Origin of the sequence: Serratia marcescens (assembly GCF_001902635.1) — a bacterium.
GTDB lineage: Bacteria > Pseudomonadota > Gammaproteobacteria > Enterobacterales > Enterobacteriaceae > Serratia > Serratia marcescens_F.
Window position 1 is genome coordinate 179,543 of sequence record NZ_MJAO01000004.1, and the last position, 21,283, is coordinate 200,825.

General features: G+C 63.2%; 23 protein-coding genes. 14 read left to right on the forward strand and 9 right to left on the reverse strand.

Annotated elements, in window-relative coordinates:
• The first annotated feature begins 75 nt into the window (after positions 1-75).
• A complete protein-coding gene (locus tag BHU62_RS05395) occupies positions 76-1,206 on the forward strand; it encodes a Gfo/Idh/MocA family protein (RefSeq protein ID WP_073529560.1) in 1,131 nt (376 codons plus the stop codon).
• 102 nt (positions 1,207-1,308) lie between these two features.
• On the opposite strand, the gene BHU62_RS05400 is transcribed toward BHU62_RS05395, so the two are convergent.
• From BHU62_RS05400 to BHU62_RS05410, 3 genes are read right to left on the reverse strand one after another with little or no spacing between them, the layout of a single operon-like run.
• Positions 1,309-3,180: an amidohydrolase gene (locus tag BHU62_RS05400; RefSeq protein WP_073529561.1), complete on the reverse strand. Its 1,872-nt coding sequence runs from the start codon at positions 3,178-3,180 to the stop codon at positions 1,309-1,311.
• A gap of 21 nt (positions 3,181-3,201) precedes the next feature.
• Positions 3,202-3,747: an antibiotic biosynthesis monooxygenase gene (locus BHU62_RS05405; RefSeq protein ID WP_073529562.1), complete on the reverse strand. Its 546-nt coding sequence runs from the start codon at positions 3,745-3,747 to the stop codon at positions 3,202-3,204.
• A 48-nt stretch (positions 3,748-3,795) separates the two neighbouring features.
• Complete coding sequence (locus BHU62_RS05410; protein ID WP_004939390.1) at positions 3,796-4,440, reverse strand: hydrolase; 645 nt, start codon at positions 4,438-4,440, stop codon at positions 3,796-3,798.
• 140 nt (positions 4,441-4,580) lie between these two features.
• Between BHU62_RS05410 and BHU62_RS05415 the strand changes: the two genes are divergently transcribed.
• From BHU62_RS05415 to BHU62_RS05450, 8 genes are all read left to right on the forward strand, one after another.
• The gene (locus BHU62_RS05415; RefSeq protein WP_073529563.1) at positions 4,581-5,492 is read left to right on the forward strand and encodes a LysR substrate-binding domain-containing protein; all 912 of its coding nucleotides are present in this window, start codon (positions 4,581-4,583) and stop codon (positions 5,490-5,492) included.
• Between the two features lie 44 nt (positions 5,493-5,536).
• Complete coding sequence (locus tag BHU62_RS05420; RefSeq protein WP_073529564.1) at positions 5,537-5,905, forward strand: cell envelope integrity TolA C-terminal domain-containing protein; 369 nt, start codon at positions 5,537-5,539, stop codon at positions 5,903-5,905.
• 864 nt (positions 5,906-6,769) lie between these two features.
• A complete protein-coding gene (locus BHU62_RS05425) occupies positions 6,770-7,801 on the forward strand; it encodes a fatty acid desaturase (RefSeq protein WP_073529565.1) in 1,032 nt (343 codons plus the stop codon).
• 40 nt (positions 7,802-7,841) lie between these two features.
• Positions 7,842-8,771, forward strand: a complete 930-nt coding sequence (locus BHU62_RS05430) for an ABC transporter substrate-binding protein (RefSeq protein ID WP_073529566.1) — start codon at positions 7,842-7,844, stop codon at positions 8,769-8,771.
• A 61-nt stretch (positions 8,772-8,832) separates the two neighbouring features.
• Positions 8,833-9,993, forward strand: a complete 1,161-nt coding sequence (locus BHU62_RS05435; RefSeq protein ID WP_073529567.1) for an ABC transporter permease — start codon at positions 8,833-8,835, stop codon at positions 9,991-9,993.
• Positions 9,990-10,925, forward strand: a complete 936-nt coding sequence (locus BHU62_RS05440) for an ABC transporter ATP-binding protein (RefSeq protein WP_073529568.1) — start codon at positions 9,990-9,992, stop codon at positions 10,923-10,925. The genes BHU62_RS05435 and BHU62_RS05440 overlap by 4 nt, the downstream gene beginning before the upstream one ends.
• A complete protein-coding gene (locus BHU62_RS05445) occupies positions 10,922-11,695 on the forward strand; it encodes an ABC transporter permease (RefSeq protein ID WP_073529569.1) in 774 nt (257 codons plus the stop codon). The genes BHU62_RS05440 and BHU62_RS05445 overlap by 4 nt, the downstream gene beginning before the upstream one ends.
• 28 nt (positions 11,696-11,723) lie before the next feature.
• Positions 11,724-12,485: a phosphate/phosphite/phosphonate ABC transporter substrate-binding protein gene (locus BHU62_RS05450; protein WP_078062022.1), complete on the forward strand. Its 762-nt coding sequence runs from the start codon at positions 11,724-11,726 to the stop codon at positions 12,483-12,485.
• Between the two features lie 6 nt (positions 12,486-12,491).
• Here the strand turns inward: BHU62_RS05450 and BHU62_RS05455 are convergent, their stop codons facing one another.
• Together BHU62_RS05455 and BHU62_RS05460 are read right to left on the reverse strand one after the other, a co-directional pair.
• Positions 12,492-13,211, reverse strand: a complete 720-nt coding sequence (locus tag BHU62_RS05455) for an SDR family oxidoreductase (RefSeq protein WP_073529571.1) — start codon at positions 13,209-13,211, stop codon at positions 12,492-12,494.
• A gap of 106 nt (positions 13,212-13,317) precedes the next feature.
• On the reverse strand, positions 13,318-13,695 hold the full coding sequence (locus BHU62_RS05460; protein WP_049201211.1) for a MarR family transcriptional regulator: 378 nt from the start codon (positions 13,693-13,695) through the stop codon (positions 13,318-13,320).
• Positions 13,696-14,150: 455 nt separating this feature from the next.
• Here BHU62_RS05460 and BHU62_RS05470 point away from each other — a divergent pair, with 455 nt between their 5' ends.
• Entirely contained in the window at positions 14,151-15,062 is a 912-nt protein-coding gene (locus BHU62_RS05470) for a LysR family transcriptional regulator (protein ID WP_073529572.1), read from the forward strand.
• On the opposite strand, the gene BHU62_RS25190 is transcribed toward BHU62_RS05470, so the two are convergent.
• From BHU62_RS25190 to BHU62_RS05485, 4 genes are all read right to left on the reverse strand, one after another.
• On the reverse strand, positions 15,050-15,226 hold the full coding sequence (locus BHU62_RS25190) for a hypothetical protein (RefSeq protein ID WP_171971294.1): 177 nt from the start codon (positions 15,224-15,226) through the stop codon (positions 15,050-15,052). The two genes, BHU62_RS05470 and BHU62_RS25190, sit on opposite strands and share 13 nt — an antisense overlap.
• A 103-nt stretch (positions 15,227-15,329) precedes the next feature.
• Positions 15,330-16,253 (reverse strand): drug/metabolite exporter YedA, encoded by a 924-nt coding sequence (gene yedA, locus BHU62_RS05475; RefSeq protein ID WP_073529573.1) that lies wholly within the window; start codon positions 16,251-16,253, stop codon positions 15,330-15,332.
• Positions 16,254-16,362: 109 nt separating this feature from the next.
• Positions 16,363-16,857, reverse strand: a complete 495-nt coding sequence (locus tag BHU62_RS05480) for a DUF2878 domain-containing protein (protein WP_073529574.1) — start codon at positions 16,855-16,857, stop codon at positions 16,363-16,365.
• A gap of 181 nt (positions 16,858-17,038) precedes the next feature.
• The gene (locus BHU62_RS05485; RefSeq protein WP_073529575.1) at positions 17,039-17,692 is read right to left on the reverse strand and encodes a helix-turn-helix transcriptional regulator; all 654 of its coding nucleotides are present in this window, start codon (positions 17,690-17,692) and stop codon (positions 17,039-17,041) included.
• Positions 17,693-17,795: 103 nt separating this feature from the next.
• On the opposite strand from BHU62_RS05485, the gene BHU62_RS05490 reads away from it, so the two are divergent.
• The 4 genes from BHU62_RS05490 to BHU62_RS05505 all read left to right on the forward strand — a co-directional run bounded on the left by BHU62_RS05490 (position 17,796) and on the right by BHU62_RS05505 (position 21,219).
• Complete coding sequence (locus BHU62_RS05490) at positions 17,796-19,250, forward strand: MFS transporter (RefSeq protein ID WP_073529576.1); 1,455 nt, start codon at positions 17,796-17,798, stop codon at positions 19,248-19,250.
• A gap of 30 nt (positions 19,251-19,280) precedes the next feature.
• Positions 19,281-20,129: an AraC family transcriptional regulator gene (locus tag BHU62_RS05495; protein WP_073529577.1), complete on the forward strand. Its 849-nt coding sequence runs from the start codon at positions 19,281-19,283 to the stop codon at positions 20,127-20,129.
• 71 nt (positions 20,130-20,200) lie between these two features.
• The gene (locus BHU62_RS05500; protein WP_073529578.1) at positions 20,201-20,911 is read left to right on the forward strand and encodes an AzlC family ABC transporter permease; all 711 of its coding nucleotides are present in this window, start codon (positions 20,201-20,203) and stop codon (positions 20,909-20,911) included.
• Entirely contained in the window at positions 20,908-21,219 is a 312-nt protein-coding gene (locus BHU62_RS05505; protein WP_073529579.1) for an AzlD domain-containing protein, read from the forward strand. The genes BHU62_RS05500 and BHU62_RS05505 overlap by 4 nt, the downstream gene beginning before the upstream one ends.
• Positions 21,220-21,283 lie beyond the last annotated feature (64 nt).

Sequence of the window (21,283 nt, forward strand, 5' to 3'; positions counted from 1 at the left end):
AAACCCGTTATCAGACGGCGCGTTTCATTGAGCGGCGCCTTGTTATACGCAGGATTTCGATCACGGGAGAAAATGATGAAACAGGTACGCGTTGGGTTAATCGGCACCGGTTATATCGGGCGTTGTCACGCTATCGCCTATGCGCAGGCCGCCACGGTCTTTCCTCTGAAAGGGGAGCTGGTGCTGGAGATGCTGGCGGAAGTGACGCCCGAGCTGGCGGCGCAGCGCGCCGGCGAGTTCGGTTTTGCGCGTTCGACCGGCGATTGGCGCCAACTGGTGGCCGACCCGGCGATCGACGTGGTGGACATCTGCGCCCCCAACTTCTTGCACAAAGAGATGGCGCTGGAGGCGATCCGCCACGGCAAGCACGTGTATTCGGAAAAGCCGCTGGCGCTGGACGCCGCCGACGCGGCGGAGATGGTGCAGGCCGCCCGCGCCAAGGGCGTGAAAACGCTGGTTGGTTTCAACTACATGAAGAACCCAACCAGCCAGCTGGCGCGTGAGATCATCGCCAATGGCGAAATCGGCGAGGTGGTGCATTTTTACGGCACCCACAATGAGGATTATCTGGCCGACCCGCGTACGCCGATAGACTGGCACTGCCGCCGCGCCAGCGCCGGGCTGGGCGCGCTGGGGGATCTGGCGGCGCACATCGTCAATATGGCGCACTACCTGGTGGGCGATATCGTGGCGGTTTCCGGCGATATGCAGACCGTGATCACGCAGCGCCCGGACCCACAAGATCCGGCGCGCCTGCACCCGGTGGAAAACGAAGATCAGGCCAGCGCGCTGCTGCGTTTTGCCGGCGGCGCGATGGGCACTATCGAAACCTCGCGCATCGCCTGCGGGCGCAAGATGGGGCTGACCTATGTGGTCACCGGCACCAAAGGCACGCTGAGCTATACCCAGGAGCGGATGGCGGAGCTGAAGCTGTATCGGCACGATGAACCGGCGGAGCGGCAGGGGTTCAAAACGCTGCTGGTGGGGCCGAAACACCCGGACTACGCGGCGTTCTGCATCAGCGCCGGGCACGGCATCGGCTTTAACGATCAGAAGACGGTGGAGATCCGCGATCTGGTCAACGGCATCGCCGCGGGCGACCGCATGTGGCCGGACTTTGAAGAGGGCTGGAAGGTGTCCTGCGTGCTGGACGCGATAGCCGCCTCCGCCGAACAGCGGCGCTGGCTGGATATCAACCGCGATTGAAAATGAAATGGCGCTCTCCGGTGGACAGCGCCATTAATTTATTATGCTGATAACTTAACAGCTTATTAAGTTAGTTGCCTAATAAGATGTGGGCCTGGCAACTTAGAACGAGAAGCACGAACAGCCGAACGCGCCCCAGAAGGCGTTCTCATCCGACACCGGGATGCTGGAGCGGCGCGCGATGTCATGCTGGTGCGCATGCACGCCGCACGGGCCGCAGCATTGGTGCGCCTGGCTCAGTACGCCGACTCTGGCCGCCGCCGACGGCGGCGCGGAGCGGTAGTGGCCCGGCACCTGGGTGACCGGCGACCACTCCGGCAGTACCGGCAGCGGCGGCGGCGCCAGCGGCGAGAAGCTGCCGGCGGCGTAGACCACCTTGCCATCCACCACCGTCATCACCGACTCGATGCCTTTGATCTGCTCTTCCGGCACGCTGAAGTAGTCTTGCGACAGCACCGCCAAATCCGCCAGTTGGCCGACCTTGATCTGCCCCTTCTTGCCCTGTTCGGTGGAGAACCAGGCGCTGCCCTGCGTCCACAGCATCAGCGCCGTTTCGCGATCCAGCCGGGCGTTGTCGTCGTACATCGCCATGCCGCCGACGGTACGGCCGGAAACCAGCCAGTACAGCGCCGTCCACGGGTTGTAGCTGGCGACGCGGGTGGCGTCGGTGCCCAGCCCAACCGGCAGTTCAGCCGCCAGCATTTTCGCCACCGGCGGCGTGTGTTTGGTGGCTTCGATGCCGTAGCGGTCGGCGAAATACTCGCCCTGGAACGCCATGCGATGCTGCACCGCAATGCCGCCGCCCAGCGCCTTGACCCGCTCGATGTTGCGTTCGGTAATGGTCTCGGCATGGTCGAACAACCAGTGCAGCCCGTTGAACGGAATGTCGCGGTTCACCTTCTCGAACACGTCCAGCATGCGGCTGATGGACTCGTTATAGGTGGCGTGCAGGCGGAACGGCCAGCGGTGTTCGACCAGATGGCGCACCACTCGCTCCAGCTCGTCTTCGGTGCCTGGCGGCAGGTCCGGGCGCGGCTGCAGGAAGTCTTCGAAGTCAGCGGCGGAAAACACCAGCATCTCGCCGGCGCCGTTGTGGCGATAGAAGTCGGTACCCTGGCCCGGCTTGAGCATGTCGGTCCACAGCTCGAAATCTTCCAGCTCTTGCTTCGGCCGCTGGGTGAACAGGTTATAGGCGATGCGGATGGTCAGCTGCTTTTTCTCGTGCAGCTCGGCGATCACCTGATAATCCTCCGGGTAGTTCTGGAAGCCGCCGCCGGCGTCGATGGCGCTGGTGAGGCCCAGTCGGTTCAGCTCACGCATAAACTGGCGGGTGGAGTTGATCTGCTGTTCCAGCGGCAGCTTCGGCCCTTTTGCCAGCGTGGCGTACAGGATCATGGCGTTGGGTTTGGCGATCAGCATGCCGGTCGGGTTGCCGTTGGCGTCGCGCTGGATCTCGCCACCCGGCGGGTTCGGCGTGTCTTTGGTGTAGCCGACCACCTTCAGCGCCGCGCGGTTGAGCAGCGCGCGATCGTAGAGGTGCAGAATAAACACCGGCGTGTCCGGCGCCGCCTGGTTGATCTCGTCCAGCGTCGGCATGCGGCGCTCGGCGAACTGGAACTCGGTCCAGCCGCCGACCACCCGCACCCACTGCGGGCTCGGGGTGCGCAGCGCCTGCTCTTTCAACATGCGCAGGGCGTCGGCCAGCGAAGGTACGCCTTCCCAGCGCAGCTCCAGGTTGTAGTTCAGGCCGCCGCGGATCAGGTGCAGGTGCGAATCATTCAGGCCCGGAATGGCGGTGTGGCCGTGCAGATCGATCACCTGGGTTTCCGGCCCGGCGTGCTGCATGACTTCGCTTTCGCTGCCGACCGCCAGAAATTTGCCGTCGCGGATGGCGACCGCCTGCGCGGTGGGGTGTTGACGATCGACGGTGTGAAACTTGCCGTTGGTGATGATCAATGAAGCGTGGTGGTTCATAACATTCTCCCGGCGAACCGCCTAGCGGCGGGTCAGCCATTGATGAAAAACGCGAGTCACGATAGGCATCCACAGGTACACCACCAGGGCGACCACGGTGGCGTCATTGAGAAAATGGCCGAGCAGCGTGCCGTCCAACTGCGGCAGCACCTGCCCCCAAAACCAGGGCACCAGATTGGTGGAAGGGAAAATCACCAGTAGGGTGATGATGAACTGCTTCCACTGGGGAGGCTGGCTCACGCTGGGGCTGGGCGGGGTAAACCAGAACTCCGCGCCGGGGCGGATCTCGATATGGTCGCTCTCCAGCAACAGCGGGGTGACTTCTTCGATGTATTGCTTGCGCAGCGGTGAGTGGATCCAGCGGTACAGGTTGTCGAGGTTGTCGAAGCGGACCAACACCGTATACGCCTGCTCGTCGCCGGAAGGGCGAATCACGTTGACGCCCAAATGGCCGGTGAAACCCGCGGCGTCCGGCATGATGCGGTTCAGCCAGGCCTCATAGGCCTGTTCGTTCCCCGGCGCCAAACGGTGGGTGATCACCAGCGTGACATGCTGCGGATGGGCCATAAAACCGACTCCTGAAAATACCCCGGCGCAGGGCCGGGGCAAGGGGGATTATTTCACCGTGCGCGCCGGTGCGTGGTGCACCATGGTGTAAGCGTAGTCGACGCCCATGCCGTACGCGCCGCTGTGTTCGCGCACCAGCGCCATCACCGCGTCGTAGGTGTCTTTGCGCGCCCAGTCGCGCTGGTACTCCAGCAGCACCTGCTGCCAGGTCACCGGCACGGCGCCGGCCTGCACCATGCGGTCGATCGAACGTTCGTGCGCATCGACGGAGGTGCCGCCGGAGGTGTCGGTCACCACATACACTTCATAGCCGGCTTCCAGCGCCATCAGCGCCGGGAAGGTCAGACACACTTCGGTCCACAGCGCGGAGATCACCAGCTTTTTGCGGCCGGTGGCTTCCACGGCTTTGACGAAGGCCGCGTCTTCCCAGGAGTTCATCGAGGTGCGTTCAATCGGGGTGATTTCAGGATGCACCGCCAGCAGTTCCGGCCAGATATAGCCGCTGAAGCTTTCGGTTTCGACCGAGGTGAAAAGGGTTGGCACGTTGAAAATCTTGCCCGCCTTCGCTAAACCGACAACGTTGTTTTTCAGTTGCTGGCGATCAATATTAGCTACGCCGAAGGCCATTTGCGGCTGGTGATCGATAAAAATCAGTGCGGAGTTGTCTTTATCAAGCAGTTGAAACTTGGACATAATTTACCTTCCCAATGATATTTCGGTTAAACATCTGATGAGTGTAACGCCGATAAAACCCATGGTAGGCAGAGGGCGATTTCAAAGATAGCGCAGAATTTTTGCCGACTTGTTGAGTTTTTTTATACACGGGAGGAAGCATGAGATTAAACCTGGAAGCGCTGCTGATTTTGGACGCGCTGGACCGGCACGGGTCTTTCGCCGCCGCGGCCGCCGCACTGTTTAAAACCCCTTCGGCGCTGAGCTATATGGTGCAGAAGCTGGAGAACGATCTCGACATCACCCTGCTGGACCGCTCCGGCCACCGGGCGAAATTCACCGACACCGGCAAGCTGATGCTGGAGAAAGGGCGGGTGCTGCTGCGGGCGGCGCAGGATTTGGAGCAGCAGGCGCGCTACGTGGAGAACGGCTGGGAAAGCGAGATTACGCTCGGGATCGACGCCTCTTTCCCGTTTGCCCGCCTGTTGCCGCTGATCGACGAGTTCTATCGGCAACATCACCATACCCGGCTGCGTTTCAGCCACGAGGTGCTGGCCGGCTCCTGGGAGTCGCTGGTTTATGGCTGCGCCGACATTATCATCGGCGCCATCTGCGAGCCGCCGTCGCGGGTGGGCTATGCCTTCAGCCGCTTGGGCCAGCTGGATTACGTGTTCGCCGTCGCGCCGCAGCATCCGCTGGCGGCGCTGCCGGAACCGTTGCCGAAGGACGAAATCCGTCAGCACCGTGCGGTGGTGGTGCGCGACACCTCGCGAGTCAACGCGCCGCAGAGCCTGAACCTGCTGGAGGAGCAGGATACGCTGACGGTCTACGGCTTCGACGCCAAGCTGCAGGCGCAGTTGGCCGGGCTGGGCTGCGGCTATCTGCCGCGTTCTCTGGCTGAACCTTACCTGAACAGCGGCGAACTGGTGGCAAAACGCGTCGAATCTGAGCGCTGTAGCGATGTTGCCTATTTCGGCTGGCGGGAAAGTGCCAGCGGTCTGGCGGCCAAGTGGTGGCGCGAGCGGCTGCAGCGTTACGCGGATGACGGCGAGGCTTACCCGGTGGCGCAGTGAGGGCCGCGCGATAAGGATGAATCCCCCCAATAAGGACATCGGGAATGAAAAAAACACTAAGCCTGTTGGCGCTGTTGCTGCTGAGCGGCTGCGGCGCCGGGCGTCAGGCCGGCACCCTGTTGCCGGAGCCGCAGGCCGAGGCGCGGGCCACGGCACCGCTCAGCTATCCGGTGCGGGTGCATAACGCGGTGAGCCGCGCGCTGCGCTTGCCGGAACACGCGCGCGGCCAACGTTGCACCATCAGCATTCGGCTGCGACCGAACGGCAAGCTGGCGAGCAGCAAGATCGTAAGAGGCGACGCACCGCTGTGCGCAGCGGCGAGCGCGGCGGTGCAGCACGCGCAGTTTCCGCCGATGGCCAACGCCACCGAGTACGCGCTGTTCAACGCCGTGGTGCTCGATTTCGTTCCCTGAAGGGAGGTAACGGACGGGCCGCCTGCGCGGCTAATGCTTGTCAGTTAGCGTTTTTTTGAAGTACTCGTGACGTTTTCGGTCGATAAATGAGAGGTGCATCATGAGGCTCCTGCACCTCGACCGAGCCAGGGGCCGAAAGGCGCGGCCCCTGGCAACCCGCGCCTTTGCCCTATCAGACGGTTGGCTTTGCCAACTCCCCTCCCTCCGCCATACCGCATTGAGGCCGGTTGCGACAGGCGTCCCTGCCTGTCTCACCTGAAACCGCCGTCCATGGCGGTTTCGCCTAATGCGCTATGCCTGCGTTCGGCGTCTTCAAGGGCGTCCAATACGGTGCTCATCTCCGATTCCTCTTCTCTGCCATAACCTCATAAAGGACGGGTTGCCCGGTATCTGCCAGCACGGGGTTGACCTTTGGTGCGCATCACCGGCTGCCGAGCAAGACGGCGTTGTCAGGGGCAACCGGCCAGGGAAGGCCGGTTGAGGCGAGACTAACAGGGACGTTTGTCGCAGCCGACCCGCCCGACAATGCAGACGCGGCGAGGGTATCCGCACAGCGGACAGACGGTGTTAAGCGAAGGCGCGGGTGGAGGGGCCGCGCCTTCGGCCCCTCCAATTGCCGTTCATTGTAGTAACAGAGAAATGCGGAACATTTACGGCAATTCAGGCTACACAAAACATACAAAGATGGGATAAAAAATGCCAGTTAGGTTTAACTGACTGATATTATCGTCTGCGCGGCCCGTTTTTTCGCTTTTACGCGTACGCAACCCGCTGAATTTTCACTTAGCTTTGCCATTTTCGTTATTTTGAACGCCGCTACGGCTCACGGATACTGGGGGAAAATCTCTCACCGCGAGCCGCAGCATGTCCCACGCCCACTATTTGCACCCCGAACAGCGCGAACGGATCCGGCAGCTTTATCGGCGCCGGCATTGGCGGCTGGAGCTGCCCACCTGGGGCATCATGGCGGCGGTGTACGGCGGCTGGTTCGGCGTGGCGCTTGGGTGGCAAACGCTGGGCCCGTGGCTTGGCGCGCCGCTGTTGATCCTGCTGACCACCTGGTACCTGTCGCTGCAACACGAGTTGATCCACGGCCATCCGACGCGCTGGCCGCGCGTCAATCAGCTGTTCGGCCTGTTGCCGTTGGCGGTGTGGTACCCCTATGGCCTGTATCGCGATTCGCATCTGCGCCACCACCGCAACGACCACCTGACCGATCCGCACGAAGATCCCGAAAGCTACTACTTTACCGCCGCGCAGTGGCGGCGTTTTCCCCGTTTACTGCCGCGGCTGGTTGCGGTGCGCAATACGCTGATCGGCCGAGTGCTTTTCGGCCCGGCGCTGGATATCGCCGCGACCCTGGCCGGAGCGGTGAAAGCGCTCGCCGGTGGGGAGTGGCGCGCCTGGGCGATGTGGGGGGGGCATTTGTCGCTGTTGGCGACGCTGCTTAACTGGCTGCAGGCACAGGGCATCGGCGCGGCGTTTTACCTGCTGGTCATCAGCTACCCGGCGTTGGCGCTGACCAAGGTGAGATCGTTTTTTGAGCACCGCGCCGTGGACGCACCGCAGGCACGTTCTATTATTAATGAGGCGGGTTGGCCGTGGCGGCTGCTGTTTCTCAATCTGAACTACCATTTAGTGCATCACGATCTGCCCGGCCTGCCCTGGTATGGGTTGCGCGAAGTCTATCTGGCGGAGCGCGAGGCGTATCAGCGGCGCAGCCAGCAATTCGTCGCGCAAGGCTATGGCGAGTGGCTGCGTGATTACGCCGTGACGCCGATCGCGGTCGGCGTGCATCCGTTGCGCGCCGGTGAGCCGCAGGATGAACGCGATGCCCTGCCGACAGAAAAATTTATTGCGCGCTGGAAGCGCGTTTCTCAGGATTTTCCAACCTAACTGGCCCATGAGCCGGAAAACGTATAACCAGAGGAAAAGTATGGCAATTACCCTATCACGCGGACGTTCCTTTGCCGTCGCGCTGGCCCTGCTGGCTACCGGCAGCCTGGCGCAGGCGGCCGACTCGGTGCGCGTCGGCTCCAAGATCGACACCGAAGGTTCGCTGCTTGGCAACATCATCGTGCAGGTGCTGGAAGCCAACGGCATCAAGACTACCAACAAGCTGCAGCTCGGCACTACCAAGGTGCTGCGCGGCGCCATCACGTCCGGCGAGATCGACATCTACCCGGAATACACCGGCAACGGCGCATTTTTCTTCTCCGATGAGAAAGATCCGGCGTGGAAGAACGCCCAGGCCGGCTTCGAGAAGGTGAAGCAGCTCGACTATGACAAGAACAAAATCGTCTGGTTGGACGCGGCGCCGGCCAACAATACCTGGACCATCGCCATTCGTCAGGACGTGGCGGAGGCCAACCACCTCAAGACGCTGTCGGATCTCGGCAAGTGGATCAACGGCGGCGGCAAATTCAAGCTGGCGGCCTCGGCGGAATTCATCGAGCGGCCGGATGCGCTGCCGGCGTTCCAGAACGCCTACGGCTTCAAACTGAATCAGGATCAGCTGCTGTCCTTGGCCGGCGGCGATACGGCGGTGACCATCAAGGCGGCGGCGGAGCAGACCTCCGGCGTCAACGCGGCGATGGCCTACGGCACCGATGGCCCGGTGGCGGCACTGGGGCTGCAGACGCTGGCGGATCCCAAAGGCGTACAGCCAATCTACGCGCCGGCGCCGATCGTGCGCGAAGCGGCGCTGAAGGCGCACACCAATCTGCCTGAGCTGCTGAAGCCGGTGTTCGCTTCGCTGGACGGGCCGACGCTGCAAAAACTCAACGCACAGATCGCCGTGGAAGGGCAGGACGCCAAACAGGTGGCGGCCGCTTACCTGAAAGAGAAAGGGTTTGTTAAGGGATAATGCCGAGGTGCCCCCTTTGTCGCCGGGAGAGGGGGTAAACCGAGGGAGCTGGAGCGTTTCTTTGACTATCGCCGTAAAACATCGCGTCTTGTTGACGCTGTTCATGCTGTTGCTGCTGGCCGCTTTCGGCCTGCCGTTCCTCAGCTATGCCCCCAATCGCCTGTTGTCGGGCAAAAGCCTCTCCTTGTTCTCCCTGCTGCACGGCCCGGCGCTGTGGCTGCTGTTGCCGCTGGCGGCATTGGCGATCCTCAGCCTGTTGCCGCCGACGTGGGGGCGGGCGCTGCTGGCGGCGCTGGCCGCCTGCGGGGTGTTGACGCTGGCCTTCTGGATCAGCGGGCAGGCCGCCGAGCGCCTGGCCCAGGAGGGATCGCGCCTGGCGCGCACCTCCTGGGGCAGCGGATGTTGGCTGACGATGGCGCTGAGCCTGCTGATCGCCGCCGACGCCATGACGCGCCTCACCGCGTCGCACCTGCGGCGCATGCTGGGCAACGCGCTGGTGCTGGTGCCACCGGCGCTGCTGCTGTTCGGGCATCAGCTCGATCAGCTGTCGCTGCTGAAGGAGTACTACAATCGGCAGGAGGTGTTTGACGCCGCGCTGCTGCAGCACTTGACCATTCTGCTGGCGACGATGGCGCCGGCGCTGGCGATCGGCGTGCCGCTCGGGGTGCTGTGTTTTCGTTCCGAACGCTGGCAGCGGCCGATTTTCTCCGCGCTGAACATTATCCAGACCGTGCCGTCCATCGCGCTGTTTGGCCTGCTGATCGCGCCGCTGGCGGGGCTGGCGGCGGCGATGCCTTGGCTGGCGGAGCACGGCGTCAGCGGCATCGGCATGGCACCGGCGATCGTGGCGCTGGTGCTGTATGCGCTGTTGCCGCTGGTGCGCAGCGTGGTGGCGGGGCTGCAAAGCGTGCCGGCCGGGGTGATCGAATCCGCCACCGGCATGGGGCTGACGCGCGGGCAGATTTTTCTGCGCGTGCAGCTGCCGTTGGCGCTGCCGCTGTTCCTGACCGGCGTGCGCATCCTGGCGGTGCAAACCGTCGGTATGGCGGTGGTGGCGGCGCTGATCGGCGCCGGCGGTTTTGGCGCCATCGTGTTCCAGGGGTTGCTCAGCAGCGCGCTGGATCTGGTTCTGCTGGGGGTGATCCCGGTGGTCATGATGGCGGTCATTGTCGATTCGCTGTTTAAATTTTGGGTTTCAATCCTGGACGTGTCGCGCCGATGATTCACTTTGAGCAAGTCAGCAAAATTTTTCAGGGCAAGCCGGCGGTAGACGATCTTACGCTGCACATCGCCGAGGGCGAATTCACCGTGTTGATCGGCACCTCAGGCTCCGGCAAGTCCACGACGTTAAAAATGATCAATCGCCTGATCGAACACGATCGGGGCAAGATTCTCTTTGCCGGCGAAGAGATCCAGTCGTTCAAACCGCAGGAGCTGCGGCGGCGCATGGGCTATGCGATCCAGTCGATCGGCCTGTTTCCGCACTGGACGGTGGAGGAGAACATCGCCACCGTGCCGCAGCTGCTGAAATGGCCGCGCGCGCGCATTCGCGATCGGGTTACCGAACTGCTGGAGCTGTTGCATCTGGAGCCGGAGCTGTTTCGCCGCCGCTATCCGCACCAGTTGTCCGGCGGGCAGCAGCAGCGGGTGGGGGTGGCGCGCGCGCTGGCCGCCGATCCGGAGGTGTTGTTGATGGACGAGCCGTTCGGCGCGCTGGATCCGGTCACCCGTGCGGCGCTGCAGGCGGAGATTGCCCGCATTCATCAGCTTTCTGGTCGCACCATCGTGCTGGTGACGCACGACATCGACGAAGCGCTGGGCTTGGCGGATCGCCTGGTGCTGCTCGATCAGGGGCGGGTGGTGCAGCAGGGCACGCCGCTGGCGTTGCTGACTGCACCGGCCAACGACTTCGTGCGCGATTTCTTCGGGCGCAGCGATCGCGGTATCAAATTGCTGTCGCTGGGGACGGTGGCGGAGCGGGTGCGGCCCGGCGCTGCCGAGGGCGAACCCATCGCCGCCGCCATGAGCCTGCGCGAGGCGCTGTCGGTGTTTGTGGCGCGCGGCAGCGACTGCCTGCCGGTGGTGGATGAACGGGGCGAAGCGTTGGGGGTCCTGCACTTCACCGATCTGATCGCCGGGCAGGCGCTGTCATGAGCGGGCGCATCCGGCGCCTGCTGCGCGATCCGCTGCCCTGGACGCTGGCGCTGCTGTTGGCGCTGGTGTTCGGCATGGATCGTCTGCGCGGTCTGTTCGCCGCCTGGTTTCCCGATCTGGATCGGCCCATTTATCAGCAGGACAGCTTTATCGCGCTGGTGGGGGCGCACCTGTCGCTGGTGGCAATCTCCAGCCTGATCGCGGTGGCGATCGGCGTGGCGGCGGGCGTGGCCGTGACCCGGCGCAGCGGTCGGGAGTTTCGTTCACTGGTGGAAACGGTGGTGGCGGTGGGGCAGACCTTCCCGCCGGTGGCGGTGCTGGCGGTAGCGGTACCGGTGATGGGTTTCAGCGAGCAGCCGGCGATCATTGCGCTGGTGCTGTACGGCCTGCTGCCAATCCTGCAGGGCACGCTGGTGGGCATCGAATCGGTGCCGCCCGCCACGCGCGAGATCGCCCGTGGCGTGGGGATGAGCGCCTGGCAAATTCTGTGGCGGGTTGAATTGCCGCTGGCAGCGCCGGTGATCGTCGCGGGGATCCGGACTTCGGTGATCATCAACATCGGCACGGCGGCCATCGCTTCCACCGTCGGCACCAAGACGCTCGGCTCGCCGATCATCATCGGCCTGAGCGGTTTTAACACCGCCTATGTGATCCAGGGCGCGGCGGTGGTGGCGTTGTTGGCTATTATCACCGATATGCTGTTCGAACGTTGGGTGCGTTATCTCACCGCCTGGCGTCAGCAGACGCTGGCGATCACTCCGGCGGGGTAAGGGGGAAATGATGCAGGTGTCTCTACCGATGTACGGCGTTGGCCGGGAGCAGGCCGAATCCTTCTGGCAGGTATTGCGCGCCAAGCTGCTGCGGCTGGGGCTGCCGGCGGCGCCGGAGCGGCTCAGCTGGCCGGACGATCTGGCGCAGCACTGGCGGCGTGACGATCTGCTGCTCAGCCAAACCTGTGGTTATCCGTTGGTCAGCATCTTGCCGCAGGTGCAGCTGATCGGCACTTACCATTACCGGGTTGAAGGATGCGACGGGCCGAATTACCGCAGCTGGCTGGTGGTGCGCGCCGACGATCCCGGCGAACGGCTGGCGGATTTTCGCGGCCGAACGGCGGCCTATAACAGCACCGACTCCCAGTCCGGCTACAACGGCCTGCGCGCGCTGATTGCGCCGCTGGCGCAGGATGGGAAATTCTTCGGTACGGCTATCGCCTCCGGCGCGCATTATCAGTCGTTGAAGCTGATCCGCAGCGGGCAGGCGGATATTGCCGCCATCGATTCGATCAGCATGGAACTGCTGCGCCGCGCGCAGCCGCGGGCGCTGGAGGGGCTGAAAATTATCGGCCGCACGGCGGCGGTGCCCGGCCTGCCGCTGATCACAGCAGTGGGCACGCCGCCGGAACAGGTGGAAATTCTGCGCGCCGGCGCCCGAGCGATGCTGGATGAGGCGGTCAGCGACAGCCTGCTGATCGGCGATTTCAGCCTGGTGTCGCGTTCGGCTTACCAGATTATTACCGTGTTGGAACAGCAGGCCGCCGCGCAGGGCGTGACGGCGCTTTAAGCGCCGTTACAGCAGGCCGCCACCGTCGATGTCGATCACGCTGCCGGTGATGAAGCCGTTCTCCATCGCCAGCAGGTAACCCGCCGCGACGTCGGCCGCCTGGCCGACCCTACCGACCGGCAGGCTGCCGCTCACCCGCTCGAACAGCGCTTGACGCTGTGCGGCACTCATGCCGCCGTAGGCTTCGGTGGCGGTAATGCCGGGGCTGACTACGTTCACCCGCCGCGGTGCCAACTCCTTCGCCAACTGTTTGCCGACTGCTTCCAGCGCGGCGTTGATGGCGGTTTTGACCAGCTGGCCGCCGAGGTATTTACGCGCCAGCTGGCCGGAGGTCAGGGTGATGGAAGCCTGTGGCGCCAGGGTCGGCAGCGCCGCCTGCACCGCGCGCAAACTGCCCCAGAATTTAACGTTGAAGTCGGCCTGCGCCCTTTCAATGGCGGTCTCCGCCAGCGGCTTCGCCTCCACCAGCGGCCCGGCGGTGATCACCAGATGGTCGAAAGCGCCGACGGCGGCGAACAGCGCGCGCAGCGACGCTTCATCGGTCAGATCGGCCTGCATCAGGCGCAGCGCGTCGTTTTTCTCCCCGGCGTGGGGAAGGCGGCGCGAAGCCAGCACCACTTCAGCGCCGCGCGCCGCCGCCGCGTAGGCCACCGCGGCACCAATGCCGCTGGTACCGCCCAGGATCACCAATTTCTGTCGTTTCAGGGGGGAGTCGGGAATCGTCATGTTAAGGCCTCTTTTAAGGTAAGTTTCAACGGGATCTATCTTTCCTGATTGAAAATGACCTAACAATCGGCCTTGCTGACAAACACTTATTAATATCTTTTAAAGATCACGCAGCGCTAAAGCGGGCGTTTAACTTCTGATCCACGATAATTTCGAAGTCGGTAAACAGCGCCCGGGGTTTTACCGAGCGCCCCTGTTTTTCCAGTGCCACCAGGCCGTGCCCGCTCAGCGTTTTCAGCGTGGTCGACAGGTTGCTGACCTGGCGGCCAGACAGTTCGGCCAGCTGGCTGATGGTCTCGGGGCGGGCGGTGTCGATCAGACGCAGCAGGGCGATATTCTCGTTGCTGAGCACCTGGGCCAGCGCAATCATCGACGTGAACCAGACTTTGGGTTCACGTTCCTGCGGCTGGTATTCCCCTTTCGCGATCGCCAGTATGCGCTTGCGAATCAGTTCTTCAGGCATCACGCCAATCAGTGCTTTCATCATCAACCTCGGTTTTCTCTCTTGCGTATGACTTCGTCTATCCGGGTAAAAAAACTGATAGGCGGAATAAAACTCGTAGGGTGAGCCTTTGTCCGTCGGGGAATCATGTTGATGATCGTAAACGACGCGGCCTGAAAATTTTCCTTTGCGAGGGGTTTTAATGGCATGTGCGTTGTCTATGCCAAAAACCCGGGTATTGTGGTTATCATGCGGGGTCAAATTGTAATGGATGCTGTGAGGGATAAAGGCGGTTTGGGTCACCGTCCAGGCCTCGATTTTCCACCAATAGCCATCTTCACGATTGACCCGCGTGCCGTGCAGGCTAAGGATGTAGTCCAGTCCATTGTGTTCATCCATTGATCAAAACGCCATTTATTATGACTTAATCATAACTATTGGGCGTTTTATCGTCAATCCGTTATGCCGTAAAGCCGGCTCTCTAAGAAGGGAAACGCATGACCTCATTTGTCGATCTCGAGGTGTTTGTCCGCACGGTGGACGGCGGCAGTTTTTCCGCCGCGGCGCGCGCGCTGGATATGACGCCGGCGGCGGCTAGCATCGCGGTGAAAAGGCTGGAGCAGCAGCTGGGCGCGCGGCTGCTGGTGCGTTCCACCCGCAGCCTGCGGTTGACGGAAGAGGGAGCCCGCTATCTCGACAGCGCTCGCCTGGCGCTGGGGGCGTTGGCCGAAGGGGAGCAGGCGATCCGCGAGAAGCATCAAGGGCTGTCCGGGGTGCTGCAGATTTCCGCGCCGTCGGATTTCGGCCGCAATCTGCTGTTGGTCTGGTTGGATGAGTTCCGGCAACAGCATCCGCACATTCAGCTGCAGCTTCTGATCAACGATCGGCAGGCCGATCTGTTCCGCGAACCGGTGGACGTGGCGTTGCGTTTCGGGCCGCTGGCCGACTCTTCGCTGGTGGCGCTGCCTATCTTGCCGCAGCATCGGCGGCTGATCTGTGCCAGCCCGGATTACCTGCGGCGGCACGGCACGCCGCAAACGCCGGCCGATTTGGCCCGGCACAGCATTCTGGTGTACCAACCCAGCGGCAAACGGCAGGTGGAATGGCGGCTGTGGCGCGGTGAGGAGCTGGTCGAACTACCGCTGAACGGCAGCTATTTTACCGATGACGGCGAGGTGGCGCGGCGCTGGGCGCTGGCTGGGCACGGGGTGGTGCGCAAGTCGGCGATCGACGTGGCGGCGGACATTCGCGCCGGGCGGTTGGTGCAACTGCTGCCGGAGTGGCGCAGCGACGCGGTGCCGATCAATCTGGTCTGCCCGCATCGCTCGCAGGTGTCGGAGCGCGTCAGGCAGCTGCAGCGCTTTTTACAGCAGCGCTGCCAGCGCTGGATGGACGATCACTTGGCCTGAAGGGTCTCGGTTTGCGCCGGCGTGGCGGCGGCGTCCGCGGCAGGCGCGCTTTCTTCGTGCGGGGTGGTAGAACGGGTGTAGATGTTCAGCCCGGCGAGGAACACGCCGCCCAGAGAACCGAAGGCGCACAGGGCAATAACGATGACGAACGCTTTTTTCAGCATAGGAATAATTTCGCAGGTTGCTTGGAACAGCGGGAATTATAGCCCCTTCGCCGGGTGAAACAAGAATCGTTTTTAACGGCGGCCCGCAGACCGCCCTTTGTGATCATTGCCGTTCGCTGTCGATAGCCTGCACGCTGGCCGGGCGGGCGAACAGGTATTTCCCCAGCGTTACCAGTACCACCGCCGCGACGATGATCACCAGCGCCAGCCACTCGCGCGGCGCCAGCGATTCGCCGGCAAAGCCGATGCCGAGCAGCACCGCGACTACCGGGTTGACGTAGGCGTAGCTGGTGGCGACCGCCGGGCGCACGTTCTTCAGCAAGAACATATAGGCGCTGATCGCCAGCATGGAGCCGAAGACGGCCAAATATCCCAGCGCCAGGAAGCCGCTGGTGCTCGGCATCTGAACCAGGTGCTCGCCGCTCAGCTGACTGGCGATCAACAACACCACGCCGGCGACCAGCATCTCCGCCGCGCCGGCCATCGGCCCGGCCGGCAGCGAGACGCGCGCGCCCAACACCGAACCTAAGGCCCAGCTGGCCGACGCCAGCAAAATCAACAGCGCGCCGGTCGGGTTGCCCACCAGATTGTTGCCGGTATTGAGCAGCACGATACCCACCAGCCCGAGCGCGATGCCGGCCCATTCCAGCCTGGTGTTGCGCATTCCCCACAGCAGGCTGAAGCAGAGGGTGAACAGCGGCACCGTCGCCACCATCACCGCGGCGATGCCGGAAGGCACGTGTTGATGTTCCGCCACCGTCACCAGGCCGTTGCCCACCGCCAGCAGCAGAATGCCGATGGCACCGGCGGCCAGCCACTGCTTCGGCGTTGGCAGCGCGTGGCCGCGCCACGCCAGGAAGCTGAACAGCACGATGCCGGCGATCAGAAAGCGAATGCCGGCCATCATCAGCGGCGGCCACTGCGCGACGCCGATACGAATGACGAAATAGGTGGAACCCCAAACGATATATAACGTGAACAACGCCCCGATTAACGGCAGCACGCGACGGTTTTGTTGGCTAAGCATAGGGATGTGTTTTTGCAGGGATGATTATTATTAGAACGCTCAGTAAACCCGATCGGGCAACCGATAAGCAATGGCTTTCGGCATTATTTTTCCGGCCGCCGAAAGCCGTTCAGCCGCGCTGTTTTTTCCACTGCAACCAACTGACGGCCGGCAGGTAAATCGACCAGCCGATGGCCAGCAGCAGCAGCATGAACTCAGGCGGTACGCCGGGCAACAATGCGTCCAGCTTCCAGGATACGGCGTAGGCGAAGGGGCCGACGGCGGCGCCCAACACCGCCAGCGGCCAGGGCGCTGTTCTGACCACGTCCAGCAGCCAATACCACCAGCAGCCGAAACCGATCCACAGCGCGATGGTCCAGAGCGGCAGGCCGTGTTGCCCGCTGTAGTGCAGCACGCCGCTGTAGCTCCACAACCCATCCATACCGATACCGCCCAATGCGGTCAGGGCCGCGCCTTTGCGGCGGGCGGCGGGGGTAAAGATCAGCGCCAGCACCGCGCCGGCCAGCAGGATGCCGTTGAGCCGATCGCGAGTCAGCAGCGCCAGCAGCCAGCAGACGCCCAGTCCCAGCGTCGCCAGCCAGAATCCGGCATGCGGCTTCTTCATCGTTCAACTCCCGTGGGGTTACTCTGCCGCCGCGCGCGTTAAGCGAGCCGGCGGATTTGTCAGGGCGGGCGCGAGGCCCGCTGTTCGCCTGAATGTTCGATAATTTAACCTTAGAAGGGAAGGCGCGGGGTGCACAAGCAGAATTATCTGTACCGGTTGAAAACGCGGGTAAAAACCCGTCTTACGAGACGGAAATCCGGTAGGCGCAGCGGCGAGAGCCGGCCAGAATATGTTCGGCGCGTTCAACCTGCGCCTGCAGCACTTCGGTGAAAATGTTCAGTTCCGCGCGGCAGAAGCCCTGGCAGACGGCGGCGGCGGCGCAGATCGGGCAGTGGTTTTCCACCAGCAAATAGGAGCCGTCTTCCTCCCGGCGCCATTCGGCCATATAGCCTTCGCGGCAGCGGATCTCGGTCAGCCGCGCCACGCGTTCTTGCAGATCGGCGGCGCCGATCATCGCCTGTTTGTAGTTGATGCGATTTTCCTGCTCGCGGGTTTCGATCAGCACGTCTATCGCCTGTTCCCCCAGCTTGTCGCGCACGGTGCGCAGCAGTTGCACCGTCAGATCCGCATGGGTGTCGGGAAAGCGCGCGTTGCCGGCGGCGGTCAAATGCCACAGTTGTACCGGGCGGCCGACGCCGCGCGTTTCTGCCACCGCTTCGACCAGACCCTCTTTCGCCAGTTTGACGAACTGTTGACGGGCCGCCTCTCCGGTGGTGCCGAGTACCTTTCCTGCGTCAGAAGCTTGCTGCGGGCCGCGGGTTTTCAATAGCGTCAGCAAGCGGTCACTGACCGATTGTGCGGTGCTACCGCCATTTTCCAAGTTTATTCTTGACATATTTCTCCGCCTCGCCCTAACTTATTCCAAGACAACTCTTGTTAAATTTAACGCAATCTTATATCCAACTCAATGCCATTCCTCTGAAAACAGGACGACAACCGTGATAACCCATGACGATAGCCGCTGGAGCGACCTTTTCTCCGGCAAAAATGCGGCCAGTGCGATCGCGCTTTCGCTCGGCGTAGCGCTGCATGCCATCAATATTCTGGTCGCCACCACCATTCTGCCCTCGGTGGTGCAGGATATCGGCGGGCTGGATCTCTATGCCTGGAACACCACGCTGTTCGTGGTGGCGTCAATCCTCGGTTCCGCGCTGTCGGCCCGGCTGCTCAGCGGTTACGGCGCGCGCAGCGCCTATCTGGTGGCCTCGTTGTTCTTCATCGCCGGGGCGGCGCTGTGCGCGCTGGCGCCGAGCATGCCGGTGATGCTGATCGGCCGCACGGTGCAGGGCTTCGGCGGCGGGCTGATCTTCGCGCTCTCCTACGCGATGATCAACCTGGTGTTCGAACAGCGGCTGTGGCCGCGCGCCATGGCGCTCATCTCGGCGATGTGGGGCATCGCCACCCTGGTGGGGCCGGCGGTGGGCGGCATTTTCGCCGAGCTGCACGCCTGGCGCTGGGCCTTCGGCATTCTGCTGCCGATCATGGCGCTGTACGCCGCGTTTACCTTCCTGATCCTGCCCAAGGGCAAAGCGCAGCAGGCGGCCGCGCCGTTGCCGGCCGCGCAGCTGCTGTTGCTGACCGTCGCGGTGCTGGTGGTGTCCGCCGGCAGCCTGGCGCACAGCCCCTGGATCAACCTGGCGGGCATCGCGCTCTCGCTGCTGCTGATGGCCTGGCTGCTGAAGCGTGAAGCGCACTCGCGCGCCCGCCTGTTACCGCACGGCGCACTGCGGCGCGGTTCATCGCTGGCGGCGCTCTACATCACGACCGCGTTGCTGGTGATCGGCATGACCAGCGAGATCTTCGTGCCTTATTTCCTGCAACTGCTGCACAGCCAGTCGCCGCTGATCTCCGGCTATATCGCCGCCGCCATGGCCGCCGGCTGGACGCTGTCCGAGATCCTCAGCTCCGGCTGGCGCGGGGCGGGCATTCGCCGGGCGATCGTCAGCGGGCCGCTGTTTGTGCTGGTGGGGCTGCTGGCGCTGGCGATCCTGATGCCGGTGCCGTCCGGCGGCCATTGGCAGGCGCTGGCGCCGATCGTCATTGCGCTGTTGCTGGTGGGGTTCGGCATTGGCTTCGGCTGGCCACACCTGCTGACGCGCATTCTGCAGGTGGCGCCTGAAGCGGACAAAGATATCGCCGGTGCCTCGATCACCACGGTGCAGCTGTTCGCTACTGCATTCGGCGCGGCGCTGGCCGGGATGATCGCCAACCTGGCGGGGCTCAACGATCCGGGTGGCGCGACGGGCGCAGCATCGGCGGCGCGTTGGCTGTTCCTGGCGTTCGCGCTGGCGCCGCTGCTGGCGGTATTCAGCGCCTGGCGCTGCGCGGCGATTGCGCCGCCGGGCGTCGAGGCGGGCAATTTTGTACAAAACCCGCCCTCGCGCGAGTGCTAGAATGGCGCTCATTCAGCGGAGGTAGGCAAGATGAAGGCGGAAGGCGCAGCGCACAAAGCATCCCGGGAACAGGCCCATTTCATGCACGTCGACGATCTCGGCGGGCTGGAGGTGCTGCAGGCCACCTATCGCCGCCAAACCTTCTCGCGCCACAGCCATGAAGGCTTCTGCGTGGGCGTCATCGACGACGGCGCCCAGCGCTTCTACCGCACCGGCGGCGAACACGTGGCGCCGCTGGGCAGCATCATTCTGGTCAACGCCGACGACATCCACACCGGCAGCTCCGCCACCGAAGAGGGGTGGTCGTATCAGGCGATGTACCCGACGCCGGAGCTGCTGGCGTTTTTGTCGCGCGATCTGAAAACCGGCGCCGGCGCGACGCCTTATTTCCCCAACCCGGTGGTGCACGACGTCGGCTTGGCCGGCCAGCTGCGAATGGCGTTCAGCCTGCTGCGCAGCGATGAGAACCGGCTGATGAAGGAGACCATGGTGTTCTCGGCGCTGACCTGGCTGATGCTGCGGCACGGCAAAAGCCGCATCGATCCCACGCCGCAGAGCCGGGCGCAAAGCCAGGTGGCGCGGGTGAAAGCCTTTCTCGACGATTTCCCCGAGGCGGACATTTCGCTGCTGGAGCTGGCGGAGCGGGTGGCGCTCAGCCCTTATTACCTGCTGCGGCAGTTTCAGCAGGCCACCGGTCTGCCGCCGCATGCCTATCAAATTCAGGCGCGGCTGCGCAAGGCACGCGGCATGTTAAAGGCCGGCAGCAGCGTGCTGGACAGCGCGCTGAGCTGCGGTTTTCACGATCAAAGCCATTTCCACCGCCATTTCCGCAAGTCGATGGGCATTACGCCGGGCGACTACGTCAAATCGCTGAAATAGCCGGGCAATCGGGTGCAATACCCGTGCACTCGCCCGCCGTAAGCTGGCTCCTTCAACCGAAGGAGAAGCCCATGACTGATTCAATCCCTCTCATCACACCACCGTCTGCCCGCCTGCGCCCTGCGCTGCAGGGCGGGGTGGCGATCTTGCCGCTGTGCCTGGCGGTGGTGCCGTGGGGCATACTGGCGGGCTCGATGGCCCTGCAAAGCGGGCTGACGCCGGCGCAGGGGCTGGGCATGTCGGCCATCGTGTTCGCCGGGGCGTCGCAGCTGGTGGCAATGGGCATGATCAAGGGCGGCGCCGGACTGCTGGCGATCCTGCTGTCGACCTTTTTCGTCACCGCCCAGCATTTTCTCTACGCGCTGCGGCTGCGGGAGCGTATCGCACCGCTGCCGTTACGTTGGCGATTGGCGCTGGGATTCTTGCTTACCGATGAACTGTTCGCGCTGACCGGCGAACAGGCGCCGGCGCGTTTCAACCGCTGGTATGCGCTGGGCGCCGGGCTGACCTTTTACCTGTGCTGGTTTCTCTCCACGCTGCTCGGCGTCGTGGCCGCCGGCAGCGCCGGGGATCTGGACGGTTATGGGCTGGATTTTTCCATCGTCGCCACCTTTATCGCCATCGTGGTGCCGCTGGTGCGCAGCCTGCCGGTGTTGGCCTGCGTGCTGACCGCGTTGCTGCTTTCCATTGTGTTGCACCATTTCCAGACGCCGGGCGCATTGGTGATCGCCACCGTGGCGGCGATGCTGGTCGGGCTGCTGTGCAGCGGGGGGCGCCGATGATCTGGCTGACGATTGTCTTGATGGGGCTGGTGGTGTTCTTCAACCGCTACTGTTTTCTGGCGCCGGGGTTGCCGCTGCGCCTGTCGCCGCGCGTTAAAACCCTGTTGAGCTTTTCCGTGCCGGCGGTGCTGACGGCGATTTGCGGGCCGATTGTCGCTTTCAGCGGCGACCAGCTGCGCGCCGCGCCGGATAACCCTTACCTGTGGGGGGCGGTGTTTGCGGTGATCCTGGCGTTCTTCCTGCGCAACATGTTGGCGGTGGTGTTGCTGAGCATGCTGATATTCATCGCGCTACGCGGCGTTTTTTAAAATCCGCTTGCTATATCTCTAATTTGAGATTATTTCTCTTATATGGGATTTTTGAGCGGAGTGT